The organism is Lentzea sp. HUAS TT2, from assembly GCF_051853195.1.
Lineage (GTDB): Bacteria > Actinomycetota > Actinomycetes > Mycobacteriales > Pseudonocardiaceae > Lentzea.
The window spans coordinates 2,790,222-2,806,668 of sequence record NZ_CP196667.1; the positions used below are offsets into that span (position 1 = coordinate 2,790,222).

The following is a 16,447-nucleotide window of genomic DNA, read 5'->3' on the forward strand; positions in this document are numbered from 1 at the left end:
GGCCACTCCGGCACCCGCTCCCGCCGTCGCGACCCCGGCACCCGCCCCGGCCGCTCCGGTCGAGGAGAAGACGGTCTCGCTCGGCACGTCGACCCCGGCACCCGCTGCGGCATCCGCTGCGGCGCCCGTCGCCGACGAGCCGGTCGTCGTCTCGGCACCGCCGCCCTGGCAGCGAGTGACGAACGACACCGAGGCCGCCCAGCACGACACGACCGAGACGTACACGGCTCCGTCCGCGCCGCCGGCCCCGTCGGCTTCCGAGCCGTCGCCGGCGTTCCCGGTGACCGACCCGGACACCGTCAAGGTGCAGAAGCCCGTGGTCACGGGCTCCGCCGTGCCGGTGGGCCTCGGCAGCAGCCGCACGTCGGTGAACATGGGCAACAGCGCGGCCCGTCCCGCCGCGTCGACCCCGTCGGCCCGCCGTCCCGGCCGCGGCCCGCGCCGCGCCTCGCTGCAGGTGAAGCGCGTCGACCCGTGGTCGGTCCTCAAGCTCGCCCTGGTGCTCGGCGTCTCGCTGTTCTTCGTCTGGCTCGTGGCGGTCGGCGTGCTCTACGGCGTGCTGCACGGCATGGGTGTCTGGGACAAGATCAACAGCACCGCGAACGACCTGCTCCAGGCCAACGAGCCGGGCGAGCCGCTGATCAGCGCCGGCCGCGTGTTCGGCGTCTCGGCGATCATCGGTGCCGTCAACATCGTGCTGTTCACGGCTCTCGCGACCGTCGGCGCGTTCGTCTACAACGTGTCCGCAGATCTGGCCGGCGGCTTGGAGTTGACGCTCTCCGAGCGTGAGTGACCCCCGATTTTGGAGCGGCGAGGACGATCCTGTAAGGTTCTCCTCGTCGCCCCAAGGGGGTGACAGTTGATCGAGGGCCTATAGCTCAGGCGGTTAGAGCGCTTCACTGATAATGAAGAGGTCGGAGGTTCAAGTCCTCCTAGGCCCACTCGATTCGAAATCTTCTTCTCGAATCACTATCTCGATTCTGTCCGGACGTGAGTTCCGGAGCCCCGGCCGAAGACCCCAAAAGCCTGTAGGCTGGTCTGGTAGTCGGGGCATAACCGTCTTTGGAGGGGTTCAGAGTGGCTAAGAAGATCATCGCACTCGTCGTGGTCGCCGGTGCGGTCCTGTTCTTCGTGAAGCGCAGCCGTTCGGCCAAGGCCGACGCGGACCTGTGGCGCGAGGCCACCGCTCCCACCGACTGATCTTCGCTCTGACGGGCGGTTCGCCGCCCCCAGGCTCGGGGACGTAGCTCAATTGGCAGAGCACCGCCTTTGCAAGGCGGGGGTTAGGGGTTCGATTCCCCTCGTCTCCATTCGTTCCTCGGGTCGAGGAGTGTCTGCGGAAAGCGCAGACCTCCTCGGCCCGAAGTGCTTTTTGGGGGCCGAGCCCCCAAACCCCACGCCGGAGGCAAGCCCCCGGACCCCCAGCAGTCGGCGGTCGGACCATCAGACCGCTTGCCCGGTGGTGATGACGTAGATGCCCCGTTCGCGCCGTTGCGAACGGGGCATCAGTGCATTCCGCACATCACGTCACGCTGCGGCGAGTGACTTCTTCGGTGCCTTGCGAAGCGCGTCGATGCTCCACGCGCCGGCACCTGTGAAGGCCAGCAGCAGGAACGCCCAGGAGTAGACCGCGGCGAGCTCACCGCCGTTCTCGATCGGGAGCAGGCCCTTCGGCTGGTGCACCACGAAGTACGCGTAGGCCATGGCGCCGGAGCTGAGCAGCGCCGCCCAGCGGGTCCACAGACCGATGAGGATGAGACCGCCGCCGATCAGCTCGATGAGAGCCATCGGGCCGGACGGCCACGACACCAGCTCGACTCCCTTGGACAGCTTCTGCACTCCGTGGAACACGAAGAACAGACCGATGATGATGCGGAAAAGCGCCAGGGCGTGTTCTCGTCGTTGCTCCAGGAACTCCATGATCGGGTCCTTCCAGGGGGCGGGGGCAGGGGGCACGGCACAAAAGGTATGGACCAATTTAGAGTGTCCCGCTCAAGGCGCTTTAGGTATCTGGTTGACTGTTGCCCCTATGAAACGAGCACTGTTGCTGCCCCTGCTCGGCCTGCTCGCCGCATGTGGCCCGGATGTCGTCCCCAGCAAGCCGGTGCCCGCGCCCCAGACCCAGCAGGCCCCCACCACGACCAGCGCGGCTGCGACGGTGCCGCCCGTGCCGCAGCCCGCGAAAGACGGCGCCTGCCCGTACCTGGCGACCGGATTCGTCGCGGAGGCGAACGGGCAGCGTGTACCCAAAGTGAAACTGTCAACGGACGAGCCTCACCCAGCGTGTTTTTTTTACGCGAACGCAACTGAGATCCAGTTGACCGTGCGGGTCTACGTGGGTGACCAACGTGTGGCGAAGCTCATCGTGAACGAGGCGGCGCCGGACGGTTCACAGCCCGCGAACTCGCCCACCGGCTGGACCGGAGGGTACGTGAGCAACGACAGCGGCGTCGTCTACGCCGTGGCGAAGAGCGACGCCGCTGTGGTCGTCACGAGCAATCAGAAGCAGTCGATCAAGGCCCGGCGCATCGCGGAAGAAGCGATCAAGGGCCTCAAGCTCTGACCTACTTGATCGGCTCCTTCTGGGAGGGCACCTGCCCGTTGAGGACGGGCTCCGCGTGCGGGGCCTGCTCCTCGTCCTGCAGCTGGATCTCCTGCGGCCTGCGCGTCATCGCGACGTAGCCCGCCGCGGCGGCGGCGATCAGGAGACCGAGCACCCACGGCCAGCGGCGGCGCTTCGGTGCGTCCGCACCGAGCTGGGCCGCGGCCTTGCGGATCTCCTTGGCGCGCAGCTTCGCGTCCTTGCGGGCGCCCTTGGCCGCCTTCTTCACTTCCTTGCGCACGACCTCGGCCTTGCCGATGAGGTCGGCGCGGGTCTTCGCGCTCTTCTTGGCGAGGCGCTTGCGAGAGCGGCGTGTCTGCTTCTCCCAGTCCTCGGCCTTGCCCATGAGCGTGTCGGCCCGCTCCACGAGTGCGCCGCGAACCTGGTCAGCTGTGATACCGCGGTCAGCGAGCTTGGCCTCGGCCGCGTGACCAGCGCGAACGACACCCTGACGCGCGGCCTTCAGGCTGGTGCCGACAGCCTTGCCAACGTTCTCGCCGGCGCGGGTCATGACGTCCACCTCGTCCATCCTGTGCTCCACACGTTGTCGTCCGGTGATGTCATAGAGGTACCCATCGTGCCCCTTTCTGAACATCGGCGCCCGTGGATGGCACGATGGGGTGGTGGCTGACAGCAACGAATCCTTCGTCGGGACCAAGGTGACGGCGACCCTGCACACCACGCAGGGCGACATCCGGATCAACCTCTTCCCCGACCACGCCCCCAAGACGGTGGCGAACTTCGTGACGCTCGCCGAGGGCACGAAGACCTACACCGAGGCGAACGCGAGTGGCACGAAGACGGGTCCGTTCTACGACGGCACCCTCTTCCACCGCGTCATCGCGGGCTTCATGCTCCAGACCGGTGACCCGACCGGCACCGGCCGCGGTGGCCCCGGCTACCGCTTCGCGGACGAGTTCCACTCCGACCTGCAGTTCAACAAGCCCTACCTGCTCGCGATGGCGAACGCCGGCCCCAACACCAACGGCTCGCAGTTCTTCATCACCGTGGCGCCGACGACGTGGCTGAACTTCAAGCACACGATCTTCGGTGAGGTCGCGGACCAGGAGTCCCGCGACGTCGTCGACGCGATCGGCGGCACCACGACCGGCGCGGGCGACCGTCCGGTCAACGACATCAAGATCGAGCGGATCACGATCGAACGCGCGTGAGCAACGCCCCCGTGCCACCGGACGGGCCGATCGGAGCGCAGCCGGAGACCCCGGTCTGCGTACGTCATTCCGATCGGCCCACCCGGCTGCGCTGTTCCCGGTGCGACCGTCCGGCGTGCCCGGACTGTCTGCGTGACGCGTCGGTCGGCATGCAGTGCGTCGACTGCGTGAACGAGGGCGCCCGCTCGATCCGCCAACCCCGCACGCTCGCGGGTGCGACGGTCTCGAACGGCCGGCCGGTCTTCACGTACGTGATGATCGCGCTCAACGTGCTCGCGTACGTCGTCACGGTCTTCCAGTCAGGAAGCCCGATGAACAACCAGCGGTCGGGCCTGTTCACAGCGACGTCGATGATTCCCGAGCTCACCGCCAACGGTGAGTGGTGGCGTGTCCTCACGTCGGGCTTCATGCACTTCGGCCTGATCCACCTCGTGCTCAACATGGCGGCCCTCTTCGTGGTGGGCCCCGTGATCGAGCAGGAGCTGGGCAGGCTGCGGTACGGCGCCGTGTACTTCCTGTCGCTGCTCGGCGGCAGTGCGGCGGCGTTCTACTTCGGCACCGTCTGCCAGCAGCTCGCCGGAGCGTCCGGCGCGGTGTTCGGCCTGATGGGCGCCCTGCTGATCGTGTTCAAGCGGCAGAAGCGGGACATCTCGACGATCGTCGTGATCGTCGGCATCAACCTGGTGTCGAACCTCTTCACCAACGCCTCGCTGCTCGGACACCTCGGCGGGTTCGTGATCGGCGGCCTGCTGACGCTCGCGATGGTCAGGGCGCCGCAGAAGAACCGCAACGCCTACCAGATCGGTGCGGTCGTCGTGGCCGCGTTGTTGCTCGGCGGCATGTTCGCGTTGCGTGCCGCGGAACTCGACACGGCGGCGGAACTCGTCCTCGAGTACGCCAGGACGTGCCGTTAGAACCGATTCACGGCCGCAGTGCGTGCAGCACTCCGGCCACTTCTTCGGGATCGGCGCCGAGGTCCACTCTCGTGAGCACCACGAGACGGTCGTCGGCGTCGAGTTCCAGCGTCTGCTGTTCCCTGCCGAGCCGGCGGGTGGTCTGCAGCTTGACCTTCACCTCGTGCCACGGCAGCCGCGTGGTGCTCGTGAGCCCGCGCACGGCCAGGCCGTCGACGTCCGCGGTGAGTCTCGGCCGGGCGATCGTGGCGAACGCCGCGAGGTAGGTGACCAGCAGCGTTGCCAGTCCGACGAGCAGGCGGCCCGCGTTGTCGTCGACCGTCAGTGCCGCGACGGCGAGGGCGAGGGCGACCACCCACGCGGAGGCGACCAGCGGGGCGGGCGTGGACCAGGTTCGAGTCACACTGTCGAGTGTCCCGCATGAAATGTGGACAACCGAACGGGTCCGCATGAGGGAAAACCGTCGCTTGTGCATTTTGGTGCAAAGTTGTCCACAGGACTTGTCCCCAATGGGGATGACTTACAGCCGTGTGCTTCGGTGACGCTCGGATGAACCAGGTGAACCGGGCGCAAACAAAGGTCGGCCCGGACGTGTGACGTCCGGGCCGACCTCTACGAACGGTGACTTGCCGAGCGCCTAGCGCCAGCGCATCGTCATCAGCAGGCCGATGATCATCAGCGCGAACCCGATCGCGAAGTTCCACGCGCCCAGCTCGAGCATGAACGGGATCTTCTCGGCCGCGATGTAGTTGACGACCAGCCACGCGAGGCCCAGCAGCATGAAGCCGAGCATGACAACGACGTAGACCGGGTGAGACGGCCCCGCTGCCTTGACCTTGACCGGCGTGCGGCGGTCAGTGGGTGCGGTGTAGACCGCCTTCTTCCGGACCTTCGACTTGGGCATGCTGTCCTCGCCTGACGTGGATATCCGTGAGTGACGCGAGTTTACGTGCACTACTCAGGAGACACGTTAACGTAGCGATGGTGGTCAGCGAACCATCCTTGTAGACGCAGTTGTTTTCAGTTCACAGTCCGCGCGGAGGTTCTCAGGTGAACTCGGGACCGCAGCAGCCGCCACCAAGGCGCCCTGCACCCCGTCGTGATGACCTTCAGCACGTGCGGGCCACACCCTCGTCCAACGCTGTGCCGCCACCGGAGGCGACCCAGTTCACCAGCGCGTTCTCCGGAAGCCTTCCGCCGAACGGCCAGTCGCAGCACCGCCAGGGCCCACCGGCCTGGACCCCGCCGCCGGGCACACCCGCCCGCGGAACGCCCCAGCCCGGCCGTCCCGGTCCTCCGCCCGGACTGCCACCCGGTCCTCCGCCTGGAATGCCGCCCGGAACGCCGCCCAGGGGCATGCCCCCGCGGCCGATGCCGCCACGTCCCCGCCCGGTCGATCCGGCCACCGAGGTGATCCCGCGCGTCGAGGACGACTACGACGACGAGTACTACGACGATGACGAGCACTACGACGACGAACCGCCGGCCGTCCCGCCGGACAGCATTGCGCGCAAGACAGTGCGAGGCGTTGGCGAAGCCCTCATCACAATGGGCCTGGTCGTCCTGCTGTTCGTTGTTTACGAGGTCTACGTGACCGACCTGCTCTCCGCGGAAAAGCAGCAGGACGCGACTGCGGCGCTCGACTCGGAATGGAGCTCGAACGTCGTCACGCCCCCGCCAGCGGACCCGAACCGCAAGTCGCAGCTGAACCTCATCGAGGGCAAGGCCTTCGCGAAGATGTACATCCCGGTGTTCGGCAACGACTGGAAGTTCTCCGTCGTCGAGGGCACCACGGACAAGCACCTCGAAATCGGCCCCGGTCACTACAAGGACACCGCCCAGCCCGGCGAGGGCGGCAACTTCGCCATCGCGGGCCACCGCGTCGGCAAGGGCGCGCCGTTCAACGACCTCGACCTGCTGCAGTCCTGCAACTCGATCGTCGTGCAGACCCAGACCGAGTGGTTCGTCTACCGGGTGCTGCCGATGAGCAACGAGGTGGCCGGCTGGGCTTCGAACCCGAAGTCGAAGGAAGCGGCCTGCACCGGCGTCGCACCGCTGTCGACGACGCTCGGCGAGGCCTACGCCAAGACCGTCGGCCAGGAGATCGTCGTCCCGACCCAGGGCGAGGTGATCGCCCCCATCCCGCACCAGGTCGGCACCACCGTGCCGGTCGACAAGCAGGCCCGTCTGCTCACCCTGACGACCTGCCACCCGCGCTTCTCCGACAAGCAGCGCCTGATCGTGCACGCCATCGAGACCAAGAGCTACCCGGTGGCCGACGGCTTCGTGCCGCCCGAGATGACGGAGGGCTGATGTACGGCTGGATCTGGCGGCACCTGCCGGGCCCGCTGTTCCTGCGGGTCATCGAGGCCGTGGTGCTGGTCGTCGCCATCGTCGGGCTGCTGATGTTCGTGGTGTTCCCGTGGGCGGAGCCGAAGCTGCCGTTCAACAACGTCACCACCGAGTGAGCTGCTCCTCGGCGAGCCGCAGGTACTCGCGGACGTAACCGCGGAACGGCTCAGGGTCGGTGTCGTACCGGGCCAACGCCCAGAAGACGCCGTCCTCGTCGTCGTTCACCTTGGTGGTGATGCGCCAGGAAGCGCCGTTCCACTCCGTGCGCGGCGCACCGGCGATGACCTTGCGTGCGGCTTCACGGCCGAGGAACCAGTCGGCCTCGTCTTCGGTCATCAGCGTGCAGCCGAGTTCGACGAGCACCTGCCTGACCAGCGCATCGGCTTCTCGCTGTGTCAGCCGGGTCGGTGACTCGCCGGCGAGCTCGCTCAGAGCAGGGGAGTCCAGACCGGCGATCAGCAGGTCGCAGGCGAGCCACACCACGCGTTGCGGGTCGATCGCGTTGTCGGCGCAGGCCAGGTTGAGACGCAGCAACCGCTCGTCGAGTTCGGGACTCACAGGACAAGTGTGCGTGCGGGCGCGACCGAAAATGGTGAAACCGCCACCGCGCCCACACGCGATGGCGGCTTCATCGGGGAACGGCGTTCAGCCGTTCAAGCCTTCTCAGCCGTTCGAGACCGCGGTCATCTCTTCCCTCGACACGACCTTCACCCGCTCACGCCCGTGCGCCGCCCCCAGCGCGATCTCGTGCGCGTCGAGCCGGCTCCACCCCTCGTTGGTCACGAACGGCACGCCGCGCTGCTCGAGGAACTCGACCACCGACTCCGGCGCGGGCGACGTGGCGAGGGGGAGTGCGGCGGCGTCCTCCAGGAGGCTGGTGATGGTCTCCAGCGCGTCGCCCTTGGTGTGGCCGATGAGGCCGATCGGGCCGCGCTTGATCCAGCCGGTCGTGTAGACGCCGGGCATCGGCACCTCGTCGAGGTCCAGCACGCGACCGGCGAGGTGGGGGATCGTGCCCGAGACGTGGTCGAACGGGAGGTCGGCCAGGTGCGTCGAGAGGTAGCCGACCGCGCGGTAGACGGCCTGGACGTCCCAGTCGGTGAAGGTGCCGGTGCCGCGGACGTTGCCGTCGCCGGTCAGCTCCTGGGTCTCGGTGCGCAGGCCGGTGACGCGGTCGGTGCCGAGCACCTCGACCGGTGCTTCGAGGAAGTGCAGGTGCAGGCGGCGCGGGCGGGTGCCGACGTCGCGGATCGCCCACTCCTGGAGGGTCTTCACGATCATCTCGACCTGCTTGTTGGTCCTGATCGCGTGCATCGACGCCTCGTCGAACTCGATGCCCTCTGCGTGGACGATGACCTCGACGTTCGGTGAGTGGTCGAGCTCGCGCAGTTCCAGCGGCGTGAACTTGGCCTGCGCCGGGCCGCGGCGGCCGAAGACGTGCACGTCCGTGACCGGGGACGTCGTAAGCCCCTCGTAGACGTTCGCCGGGATCTCGGTCACCAGCAGCTCGTCGGCGGTCTTGGCCAGGATGCGCGCCACGTCCAGGGCAACGTTGCCCACGCCCAGCACGGCGACGGACCGCGCTTCGAGCGGCCAGGTGCGGGGGACGTCGGGGTGGCCGTCGTACCAGGACACGAAGTCCGCGGCGCCGTGGCTGCCAGGCAGGTCGATGCCGGGGATGTCCATGGCGCGGTCGGTGGAGGCGCCCGTCGAGAAGATGACGGCGTCGTAGAACTGGCGGAGGTCGTCGAGCTTGATGTCCACGCCGTACTCGACGTTGCCGAAGAAGCGGACCGACGGCTTGTCGAGCACCTTCTGCAGGGCCGTGACGATGCCCTTGATGCGCGGGTGGTCGGGCGCCACGCCGTAACGGACCAGGCCGTAGGGCGCGGGCAGCTTCTCGAAGAGGTCGATCTGCGCGTCGACGTCGGACTTGGTCAGGATGTCGGCGGCGTACACGCCTGCCGGTCCGGCGCCGACGATCGCGACGCGCAAGGGGCGACTCATGACACCTATTTTAGGTTAGCCTTACCTCCGTGGAGACGAGAGCTAACTCACTCGACTCGACCGACTAGGCTTTCGCCATGCGCGTGCTCGTGGTCGACAACTACGACAGCTTCGTCTACAACCTGGTCCAGTACCTGGCTCAGCTGGGTGCGGAGTGCGTCGTGCGGCGCAACGACGAGGTTGACCTGGGCGAGATCGACAAGGTCGACGGAGTGCTCATCAGCCCCGGCCCCGGTACGCCGGAGCGCGCGGGCGCGAGCATCGACGTCATCAAGAAGTGCGCCGACAGCGGCAAGCCCGTCTTCGGCGTGTGCCTCGGCCATCAGGCCATCGGCGTGGTCTGGGGTGCCACGGTCGACCGCGCTCCCGAGTTGTTGCACGGCAAGACGAGCATCGTCTTCCACGAGGGCGAGGGTGTCCTCGCCGGCGTGCCGCAGCCGTTCATCGCGACCCGCTACCACTCGCTGACGGTGCTGCCGGAGACGATCCCCGCGGAGTTCGAGGTCACCGGCAAGACCGAGACCGGCATCGTGATGGCCATGCGCCACAGGGAACTCCCGGTCGAGGGTGTGCAGTTCCACCCCGAGTCGGTGCTGACCGACGGCGGCCACCGGATGCTGGCGAACTGGCTCCGGGTCTGCGGGTTCGAGGTCCCCGAGAGCACGGTCGCGACGCTGGAGAGCGGCATGCGCACGCTCGCCTCGGCCGCGCGGCTCTGACCGTTCTCACGCCTTGTCGGAGTTGAAGCAGTCTCGCTCGGTGTTGAGCACCTGGCCTTCGAGGTGCGGCCATCCGATCCGCAGGGCGTTGTAGTGCGCCTGGCCCAGTGATCGGGCGAAGAAAAGGGGCGGCTTCCCAACGGAAGCCGCCCCTTTCACGTTCAGCGGATCAGCTTCCGCCGATCCCCAACTGCCCGACGGTCACGTTCACCGCGGTGCCCTTGGTGATCGACGACCCCTTGGCCGGCTGCTGCGTCAGCACCTTGTCGCGCTTCGACGGGTCGCTGGTCGTCTCCTTCTGCACGTTGAAGGAACCGTTCCAGCCCAACGCCCTCAGCTTCTGCTCGGCTTCCTTCTGCTCGAGTCCGACGAGGTCGGGCATCTCGAACTGGTTGCCCTTCGAGACCTTCAGCGTGACCTGCGTGCCCTTTTCGGCCTTGGAGTTGCCGGTGGGCGTCTGCGAGATGACGGTGCCCTGCGGCCTCGAGCTGTCGACCTCGTCGATGACGACCTTGAAGTTCGAGCCCTCCAGCGTCTGGCGGGCGTCGTTCACGTCGTCACCCACGACGCTCGGCACGTTCTGCTTCTCCGGAGCCTTGCCGAGCTGAATGGTGATCGTGCCACCCTTCTTCAGCTTCAGGCCGACCTCCGGGTTCTGCCCCGCGACCTTGCCGGCCTTGCTCGCGTCCTCGACCTCGACGGACTCGCCCTGCTGCAGCTTGAAGCCGTTGGGATCCTTGTCCAGGATCACCTGGGCCTCCTGCGCGGTCCTGCCCTTCAGGTCGGGAACGGTGCCCTCGCCGGGAGGTGCGCCGACGGAGACGGTGACCTGCGCGCCCTTCGCCAGTTGGGTGCCCTCCGGCGGGTTCGTGCTGATGACCTTGTTGATCTGGTCGGCCGTGCACTTCGCCGGGGTACCTGCCGGGCCTGGTTCGCAGGCGACGTCCTCCTGCAGGGCCACGAGACCGGCCTTGGTGATCTTCTCCCTGGCCTCCAGCGGGCTCAGGCCCACGATCGACGGGACCGAGGCCTTCTCCGTCGTCTCGCTGCCCTTGTCCATCAGGTTCATGGTGATCCACGCGGCCAGTCCGAGGACCGCCACGCACAGGATCACCACGAGCGTGACCATGATGGCCTTCTTGCGCCTCGCGCGACGCTCTTCTTCCTCGTCGGCGATCGGGTCGTAGTCGTCGTCCGGCTCCGACTTCAGCGCCGCCGGGCGGTGTCTGCCGCCGGACACGACCTGCGTGCGCTGCGAACGCGCCGCCGCCTGCTCGTTCATGACGGCGGTGCGGTCCTCGGCCGTCATCACGGCCGGTGCGGACGGGCGCTGGCCCGACAGCACGCGCACCAGGTCGGCGCGCATCTCCGCGGCCGACTGGTAGCGGTTCGCCGGGCCCTTCGACATCGCCTTCAGCACGATCGCGTCGAGCTGCGGCGACACCTTGGGGTTCAGCTGCGACGGTGCCTTCGGGTCCTCCCGCACGTGCTGGTACGCGACCGCGACGGGCGAGTCACCGGTGAACGGGGGCTCGCCGGTCAGCAGCTCGAACAGCACACAACCGGCCGCGTAGACGTCGGAACGGCCGTCGACGGACTCGCCGCGCGCCTGCTCCGGCGACAGGTACTGGGCCGTGCCGATCACCGCGGCGGTCTGGGTGACGGCGGCCTGGCCGTCGTGCAGCGCACGGGCGATGCCGAAGTCCATCACCTTCACGGCGCCGGACTTCGTGATCATCACGTTCGCCGGCTTCACGTCGCGGTGGACGATGCCGTGGCGGTGGCTGAAGTCGAGTGCGGCCGAGACGTCGGCCATGACCTCCATCGCGCGCTTGCCCGACAGGGGGCCCTGCGTCTTCACGATGTCGCGCAGCGTGCGACCGTCGACGAACTCCATCACGATGTACGGCAGCGGGCCGTACTCGGTCTGCGTCTCGCCGGTGTCGTACACCGCGACGATCGCCGGGTGGTTCAGGGCGGCCGAGTTCTGGGCCTCGCGCTTGAACCTTTCCTGGAACTGGGCATCACGGGCGAGGTCTGCTCGCAGCACCTTGATCGCCACGTCTCTGCCGAGGCGGACGTCCCGCCCCTTGTGGACCTCGGACATGCCGCCGTACCCGAGAGTCTCGCCCAGTTCGTAGCGGTTTGAGAGCAGTCGCGGAGTGCTCATCGGTGCTTCGTCCCGCTCCTCGTCGACGGTGTTCCGAACTCGGTTCTGGTCTTGCTCATGGCGCGCACGTCACCTTCACCTGCGAGCCGACCGGCACATCGCCCGTGGGCGCGATGGCGGTGACCCGGCACTTCTTCAAGTCGCCCGGCGGTGTGCCCTGCGCGCTCTGCACCTTGGGTTCCATGCCGTGGTCGAGCAACTCGATGCTGACCTCGTCGCCGGAACGGCCGATGTAGTCGTCCTCGTCGAGCCGCTTCGGCGCACTGCCCGGTATGCGGTCGGCGGAGTCGGGCTTCGCCTGACCGTTCGCCGGGGCGTTGGAGGGCACCGTGCTGGACGTCGTCGGCCTGCCACCTTGCCCCGTGCTGTCGTTCGGCTTGACGGTGTACTTCCAGAGGAGGAACACGCCAAGGATCAGCAGCACTGCCACCAGAACAGCGACCATAACCCAGACGACGGTCCGGTTTCTCCCCGGTGGCGTCGGCATGGGAGTGAACGTTCCGGTTTGGTGCACCGGTTGCATGCCCGTCTGGTGTGCGGGCTGCATCGCCGGGTGGGTACCGGGACGAGCCTGTCCTCCCGGGTGGTGCGCCATCTGCGGTGGGATCTGCAGAGGCTGCGACACCTGCGGCGGCGGTGGAGGTGGTGGCACCTGCACCTGCTGCGGAATCGACTGGGGGATCGACTGCTGAATCGGCTGGGGCATCGTGAACCCGGACGGCGTCGGCAGCGGCTGGCCCACCCGCACCGCGCTGACCGCTGCGGCGAACTCGCCGCCGGTCCGGTAGCGCTGCCGCGGGTCCTTCACCAGGGTCGCCTCGATCAACGCCCGCGCACCCGGCGGGACGTCCCGCGGCAACGGCGGCGCGATGTCGCGGATGTGCATCATCGCGACCGTCACGGCGTTGTCCGACAGGAACGGCCGGTGACCGGCCAGGCACTCGTAGCCACACACTGCCAACGAGTAAACATCGCTCGCCGGTTCGGCCTCGCCACCAAGTGCCTGCTCGGGGGCGATGTAGTGCGCGGTGCCCATCACCATGCCGGACCGCGTCACGGGTGCCGCGTCCACGGCCTTCGCGATGCCGAAGTCGGTGATCTTCACCTTCCCCGACGGCGTGACCATGATGTTGCCGGGCTTCACGTCGCGGTGCACGAGCCCGCGTTCGTGGGCGGCCTGCAACGCGTTCCCGGTCTGCTCCAGCAGGTCGAGCGTGACCTCTGCGGTCAGCCGGCCGCGGGAGATGATCGTCGCGAGCGGTTCGCCCTCGACGAGCTCCATCACCAGGTACGCCGTGTCCTCCGGTCCGTCCGCGATGGACGCGGTCTCGCCGTAGTCGTGCACCGACGCGATGCCGGGGTGGTTGAGCGACGCCGTCATCCGCGCCTCGACGCGGAACCGGTGCAGGAACTCCGGGTCGCCGGAGAGCTCCGCCTTGAGCACCTTCACCGCGACCCGGCGGTCGAGCCGGTCGTCCGCGGCTTCCCAGACCTCGCCCATGCCACCGACCGCGATCCGCCTGCTCAGGCGGTAGCGGTCGGCGAGGAGCTGGCCCTTGGTCAGCATCAGCGGCCTGCCAGGTACGCGTTCATCACGGCGCGCCCGATCGGGGCGGCGACCTTGCCACCGGTGGCGCCCAGACCGCGGTCGCCACCGTCCTCGACGATGACCGCGATCGCGATCTCCGGCTTCTGCGCCGGCGCGAAGGCGATGTACCAGGCGTGCGGGTTGTTCTTGAGCGCGTCGGTGCCGTGCTCGGCGGTACCGGTCTTCGACGCCACCTGCACGTTCTGCAGGCGGCCCTCGCCACCGGTGTTGATCTCCGACTGGATCATCATGTCGCGCAGCGCGTTGGCGTTGGCCGTGGTCATCGCGGTCTCGACCTGGTCGGGCTCGGTGTCGTCGATCGACTTCAGGTCCGGGCCGAGGATCTTCGACACCAGGTACGGCTGCATGCGCTTGCCGTTGTTCGCGATCGTCGCCGCCACCACCGCGTTCTCCAGCGGGGTGATCTGCACGTCGCGCTGGCCGATGCCGGTCTGGTACAGCGCAGCGTCGTCGGGGATCGGGCCGAGCGTCGAGGTCTCGACGACCAGCGGCACCGAGAGGTCCGGGTCGTTGAAGCCGAACTTCTCGGCCTGCCTGCGCAGCTTGTTCGCGCCGAGCTGGCCCGCCATCTCACCGAACGCCGTGTTGCACGACTTGGCGAGCGCGGTCTCCATCGGCACCGTCTCGCCGGGGCCGCACGGGGTGCCGTTGAAGTTCGGCAGCTGCGTCTGGCTGCCCGGCAGGGTGATCGACCCCTTGGCGGTGTACTGGGTGTCCTTGTTCTTGCCGTCGGCGAGCGCGGCGGCCGCGACGACGACCTTCAGCGTCGAGCCGGCCGGGTACAGGGCCTGCGTCGCGCGGTTGACCAGCGGGTCGTTCGAGTCCTTGGCGGTGAGCTGCTTCCAGGCCGCCGCCTGCTCGTTCACGTCGTGGCTCGCGAGCAGGTTCGGGTCGTAGGACGGCGTGCTCGCCATCGCGAGGATCTCGCCGGTGTCCGGCTTGATCGCGACGACCGAACCGGTGTAGCCCTTCGCCGTCAGCTGGTCGTACGCGGTCTGCTGCACCTTGGCGTTCAGGGTGAGCTGCACGTTGCCGCCGACCGGGTCACGACCGGTGATCAACGCGGAGACGCGGCGCGTGAACAGCCTGTCGTCCGAGCCGTTGAGCAGGTCGTTCTCGGCGCGCTCGATGCCGGACGTGCCGTAGGTGACCGACAGGTAGCCGGTGACGGGCGCGTAGGCCTTGCCCCCGCCGTAGGTGCGCAGGAACCGGAGACGGTCGTTCGTCTCCTTGACATCCGCGATCACCGTGCCGTCGGCGACCGTGATCAGACCGCGCTTGCGGGCGTACTCGTCGAGCAGCACCCGGCGGTTGTAGGCGTTCTTGCGCCACTCGTCGGCGTTGATCACCTGCACCCACGTGGCGTTGCCCAGCAGGAGCAGGATCATCACCATCATGGCCATGCCGACGCGGCGGAGCGGTGTGTTCATTTGGGACGCTCCACCATCACAGTGTGCTGGTCGGCGATAGCCGGTTGTTGCGGTTTCGGCTTCGCGATTCGCTGCGGGGCCCGTGCTGCCGCAGAAATTCGCAGTAGCAACGCGACCAGGATGTAGTTGGCGAGCAGTGACGAACCGCCGTAGGACAGGAACGGCGCGGTGATGCCCGTCATCGGGATCAGCTTGGTGACACCGCCGACGACGATGAACACCTGGAAGCAGACCGCGAACGCGAGGCCACCGCCCAGGAGCTTGCCGAAGCTGTCGCGCACGGAGATCGCACCGCGCAGGCCGCGCAACGCGAAGACCATGTAGACCAGCAGCAGGGCCGCGAAGCCGACGAACCCGAGCTCCTCGCCGATCACGGCGGTGATGAAGTCGGTGTTCGCCTCGGGGATCATCTCCGGACGGCCGGCGCCGAGGCCCGCACCGCCGATGCCGCCGGTCGCGAGACCGAACAGCGACTGCGAGATCTGGTAACCGCCGCCGAGCACGTCGTAGCGGGCGATCGGGTCCTGCCAGTTCGCGACGCGCTGCTGCACGTGCGTGAAGAGCTTCCACGCGATGATGGCGCCGCCGGAGAACATGCCCAGACCGAGCACGACCCACGCGGCACGTTCGGTGGCGATGTAGAGCAGCACCAGCACGATGCCGAAGAACAGCAGCGACGAGCCGAGGTCCTTCTGCAGCACCATGACCGCGACCGTGACGCCCCAGGCCGCGAACAGCGGGCCCAGGTCACGGGCTCGCGGCAGGTCCATGCCGAGGAACCGGCGGCCGGCCACGGTGAAGAGGTCCCGCTTCGACACGAGGAACGCGGCGAAGAAGACCATCAACAGGATCTTGGCGAACTCACCCGGCTGGATCGACAGCGGTCCGATGCGCAGCCAGATCTTCGCGCCGTTGATCGTCGGCGCGATGAAGCCGGGCAGCACACCGGGCAGCAGCAGGGCGACCAGTCCGACGAGGCCGAACGTGTAGCCGAAGCGCGCCAGCATGCGGTGGTCCGGCAGGAACTTCAGCGTCGCCGCGAACAGCAGCAACCCGATGCCGGTCCAGATGACCTGCTTGAACGCCACCGGGTCCCAGGTGGAGCCGTCCGGGAAGACGGTGCCCTCCAGCGCCAGGTCGATCCGGTGGATGACCACCAGGCCGAGCCCGTTGAGCAGCGCGACGCACGGCAGGATCGCCGGGTCGGCGTACGGCGCCCACCTGCGCACGGCGAGGTGGGCACAGGCGAAAAGACCGAGGTACGCGAGACCGAGGTAGAGAATCCTCAGACTCAGCGAGCGCTCTTGGTTCAGTTCGACCAGGATCAGTGCCAGCGTCACGAGACCGGCGGCGAACGACAGCATCACCAGTTCGGTGCCGCGTCGCGTCGGCGCCTTCAGCCCTGGCGACGTGCTGGTCGCCACCGACGCGCCTGGTGAACCTTCCCCGGCGGGGACGGGCGAGCCCATCAA

General features: G+C 67.9%; 17 protein-coding genes, 2 tRNA genes and 1 pseudogene. 10 read left to right on the forward strand and 10 right to left on the reverse strand.

Going from position 1 to position 16,447, the window contains the following annotated elements; genetic code table 11:
- The first annotated feature begins 175 nt into the window (after nt 1–175).
- From ACSHWB_RS13885 to ACSHWB_RS13900, 4 genes and pseudogenes are all read left to right on the forward strand, one after another.
- The gene (locus tag ACSHWB_RS13885; RefSeq protein WP_439664592.1) at nt 176–793 is read left to right on the forward strand and encodes a DUF3566 domain-containing protein; all 618 of its coding nucleotides are present in this window, start codon (nt 176–178) and stop codon (nt 791–793) included.
- Between the two features lie 74 nt (nt 794–867).
- Nucleotides 868–941, forward strand: a tRNA-Ile gene (locus ACSHWB_RS13890).
- Nucleotides 942–1,077: 136 nt separating this feature from the next.
- Nucleotides 1,078–1,197 (forward strand): annotated as a pseudogene (locus tag ACSHWB_RS13895) (DLW-39 family protein); the annotation flags it as partial.
- A 40-nt stretch (nt 1,198–1,237) separates the two neighbouring features.
- Nucleotides 1,238–1,310 (forward strand) — tRNA-Ala (locus ACSHWB_RS13900).
- 217 nt (nt 1,311–1,527) lie between these two features.
- Here ACSHWB_RS13900 and ACSHWB_RS13905 read toward each other — a convergent pair.
- Entirely contained in the window at nt 1,528–1,956 is a 429-nt protein-coding gene (locus tag ACSHWB_RS13905; protein ID WP_439662446.1) for a DoxX family protein, read from the reverse strand.
- Between the two features lie 73 nt (nt 1,957–2,029).
- Here ACSHWB_RS13905 and ACSHWB_RS13910 point away from each other — a divergent pair, with 73 nt between their 5' ends.
- Complete coding sequence (locus ACSHWB_RS13910) at nt 2,030–2,563, forward strand: DUF2020 domain-containing protein (RefSeq protein ID WP_439662447.1); 534 nt, start codon at nt 2,030–2,032, stop codon at nt 2,561–2,563.
- 1 nt (nt 2,564) lies between these two features.
- Here ACSHWB_RS13910 and ACSHWB_RS13915 read toward each other — a convergent pair whose 3' ends face one another.
- Nucleotides 2,565–3,131 (reverse strand): hypothetical protein, encoded by a 567-nt coding sequence (locus tag ACSHWB_RS13915; protein ID WP_439662448.1) that lies wholly within the window; start codon nt 3,129–3,131, stop codon nt 2,565–2,567.
- Nucleotides 3,132–3,225: 94 nt separating this feature from the next.
- On the opposite strand from ACSHWB_RS13915, the gene ACSHWB_RS13920 reads away from it, so the two are divergent.
- Entirely contained in the window at nt 3,226–3,774 is a 549-nt protein-coding gene (locus tag ACSHWB_RS13920; protein WP_439662449.1) for a peptidylprolyl isomerase, read from the forward strand.
- Entirely contained in the window at nt 3,771–4,688 is a 918-nt protein-coding gene (locus ACSHWB_RS13925; RefSeq protein ID WP_439662450.1) for a rhomboid family intramembrane serine protease, read from the forward strand. Before ACSHWB_RS13920 ends, ACSHWB_RS13925 begins: the two co-directional genes overlap by 4 nt.
- 7 nt (nt 4,689–4,695) lie before the next feature.
- Here the strand turns inward: ACSHWB_RS13925 and ACSHWB_RS13930 are convergent, their stop codons facing one another.
- The gene (locus ACSHWB_RS13930; RefSeq protein WP_439662451.1) at nt 4,696–5,091 is read right to left on the reverse strand and encodes a PH domain-containing protein; all 396 of its coding nucleotides are present in this window, start codon (nt 5,089–5,091) and stop codon (nt 4,696–4,698) included.
- A gap of 234 nt (nt 5,092–5,325) precedes the next feature.
- A complete protein-coding gene (gene crgA, locus ACSHWB_RS13935) occupies nt 5,326–5,592 on the reverse strand; it encodes a cell division protein CrgA (protein ID WP_030465604.1) in 267 nt (88 codons plus the stop codon).
- A 212-nt stretch (nt 5,593–5,804) separates the two neighbouring features.
- Here crgA and ACSHWB_RS13940 point away from each other — a divergent pair, with 212 nt between their 5' ends.
- Together ACSHWB_RS13940 and ACSHWB_RS13945 are read left to right on the forward strand one after the other, a co-directional pair.
- Nucleotides 5,805–7,001, forward strand: coding sequence for a class E sortase (locus ACSHWB_RS13940; RefSeq protein ID WP_439662452.1), 1,197 nt, complete (start codon nt 5,805–5,807; stop codon nt 6,999–7,001).
- The gene (locus ACSHWB_RS13945) at nt 7,001–7,156 is read left to right on the forward strand and encodes a hypothetical protein (RefSeq protein WP_439662453.1); all 156 of its coding nucleotides are present in this window, start codon (nt 7,001–7,003) and stop codon (nt 7,154–7,156) included. The genes ACSHWB_RS13940 and ACSHWB_RS13945 overlap by 1 nt, the downstream gene beginning before the upstream one ends.
- On the opposite strand, the gene ACSHWB_RS13950 is transcribed toward ACSHWB_RS13945, so the two are convergent.
- Nucleotides 7,143–7,598, reverse strand: a complete 456-nt coding sequence (locus tag ACSHWB_RS13950; protein ID WP_439662454.1) for a hypothetical protein — start codon at nt 7,596–7,598, stop codon at nt 7,143–7,145. The two genes, ACSHWB_RS13945 and ACSHWB_RS13950, sit on opposite strands and share 14 nt — an antisense overlap.
- A 105-nt stretch (nt 7,599–7,703) precedes the next feature.
- Nucleotides 7,704–9,047, reverse strand: coding sequence for an FAD-dependent oxidoreductase (locus ACSHWB_RS13955; protein ID WP_439662455.1), 1,344 nt, complete (start codon nt 9,045–9,047; stop codon nt 7,704–7,706).
- A 77-nt stretch (nt 9,048–9,124) separates the two neighbouring features.
- Between ACSHWB_RS13955 and ACSHWB_RS13960 the strand changes: the two genes are divergently transcribed.
- Nucleotides 9,125–9,766 carry an aminodeoxychorismate/anthranilate synthase component II gene (locus ACSHWB_RS13960; protein WP_439662456.1) on the forward strand — a complete coding sequence of 214 codons (642 nt, stop codon included), beginning with the start codon at nt 9,125–9,127 and terminating at the stop codon, nt 9,764–9,766.
- A gap of 169 nt (nt 9,767–9,935) precedes the next feature.
- On the opposite strand, the gene pknB is transcribed toward ACSHWB_RS13960, so the two are convergent.
- From pknB to ACSHWB_RS13980, 4 genes are read right to left on the reverse strand one after another with little or no spacing between them, the layout of a single operon-like run.
- The gene (gene pknB, locus ACSHWB_RS13965; RefSeq protein WP_439662457.1) at nt 9,936–11,936 is read right to left on the reverse strand and encodes a Stk1 family PASTA domain-containing Ser/Thr kinase; all 2,001 of its coding nucleotides are present in this window, start codon (nt 11,934–11,936) and stop codon (nt 9,936–9,938) included.
- Between the two features lie 55 nt (nt 11,937–11,991).
- On the reverse strand, nt 11,992–13,503 hold the full coding sequence (locus ACSHWB_RS13970; RefSeq protein ID WP_439662458.1) for a serine/threonine-protein kinase: 1,512 nt from the start codon (nt 13,501–13,503) through the stop codon (nt 11,992–11,994).
- Nucleotides 13,503–14,975, reverse strand: coding sequence for a peptidoglycan D,D-transpeptidase FtsI family protein (locus tag ACSHWB_RS13975; protein WP_439662459.1), 1,473 nt, complete (start codon nt 14,973–14,975; stop codon nt 13,503–13,505). The genes ACSHWB_RS13970 and ACSHWB_RS13975 overlap by 1 nt, the downstream gene beginning before the upstream one ends.
- Nucleotides 14,972–16,444: an FtsW/RodA/SpoVE family cell cycle protein gene (locus tag ACSHWB_RS13980; protein ID WP_439662460.1), complete on the reverse strand. Its 1,473-nt coding sequence runs from the start codon at nt 16,442–16,444 to the stop codon at nt 14,972–14,974. The genes ACSHWB_RS13975 and ACSHWB_RS13980 overlap by 4 nt, the downstream gene beginning before the upstream one ends.
- Nucleotides 16,445–16,447: the final 3 nt, after the last annotated feature.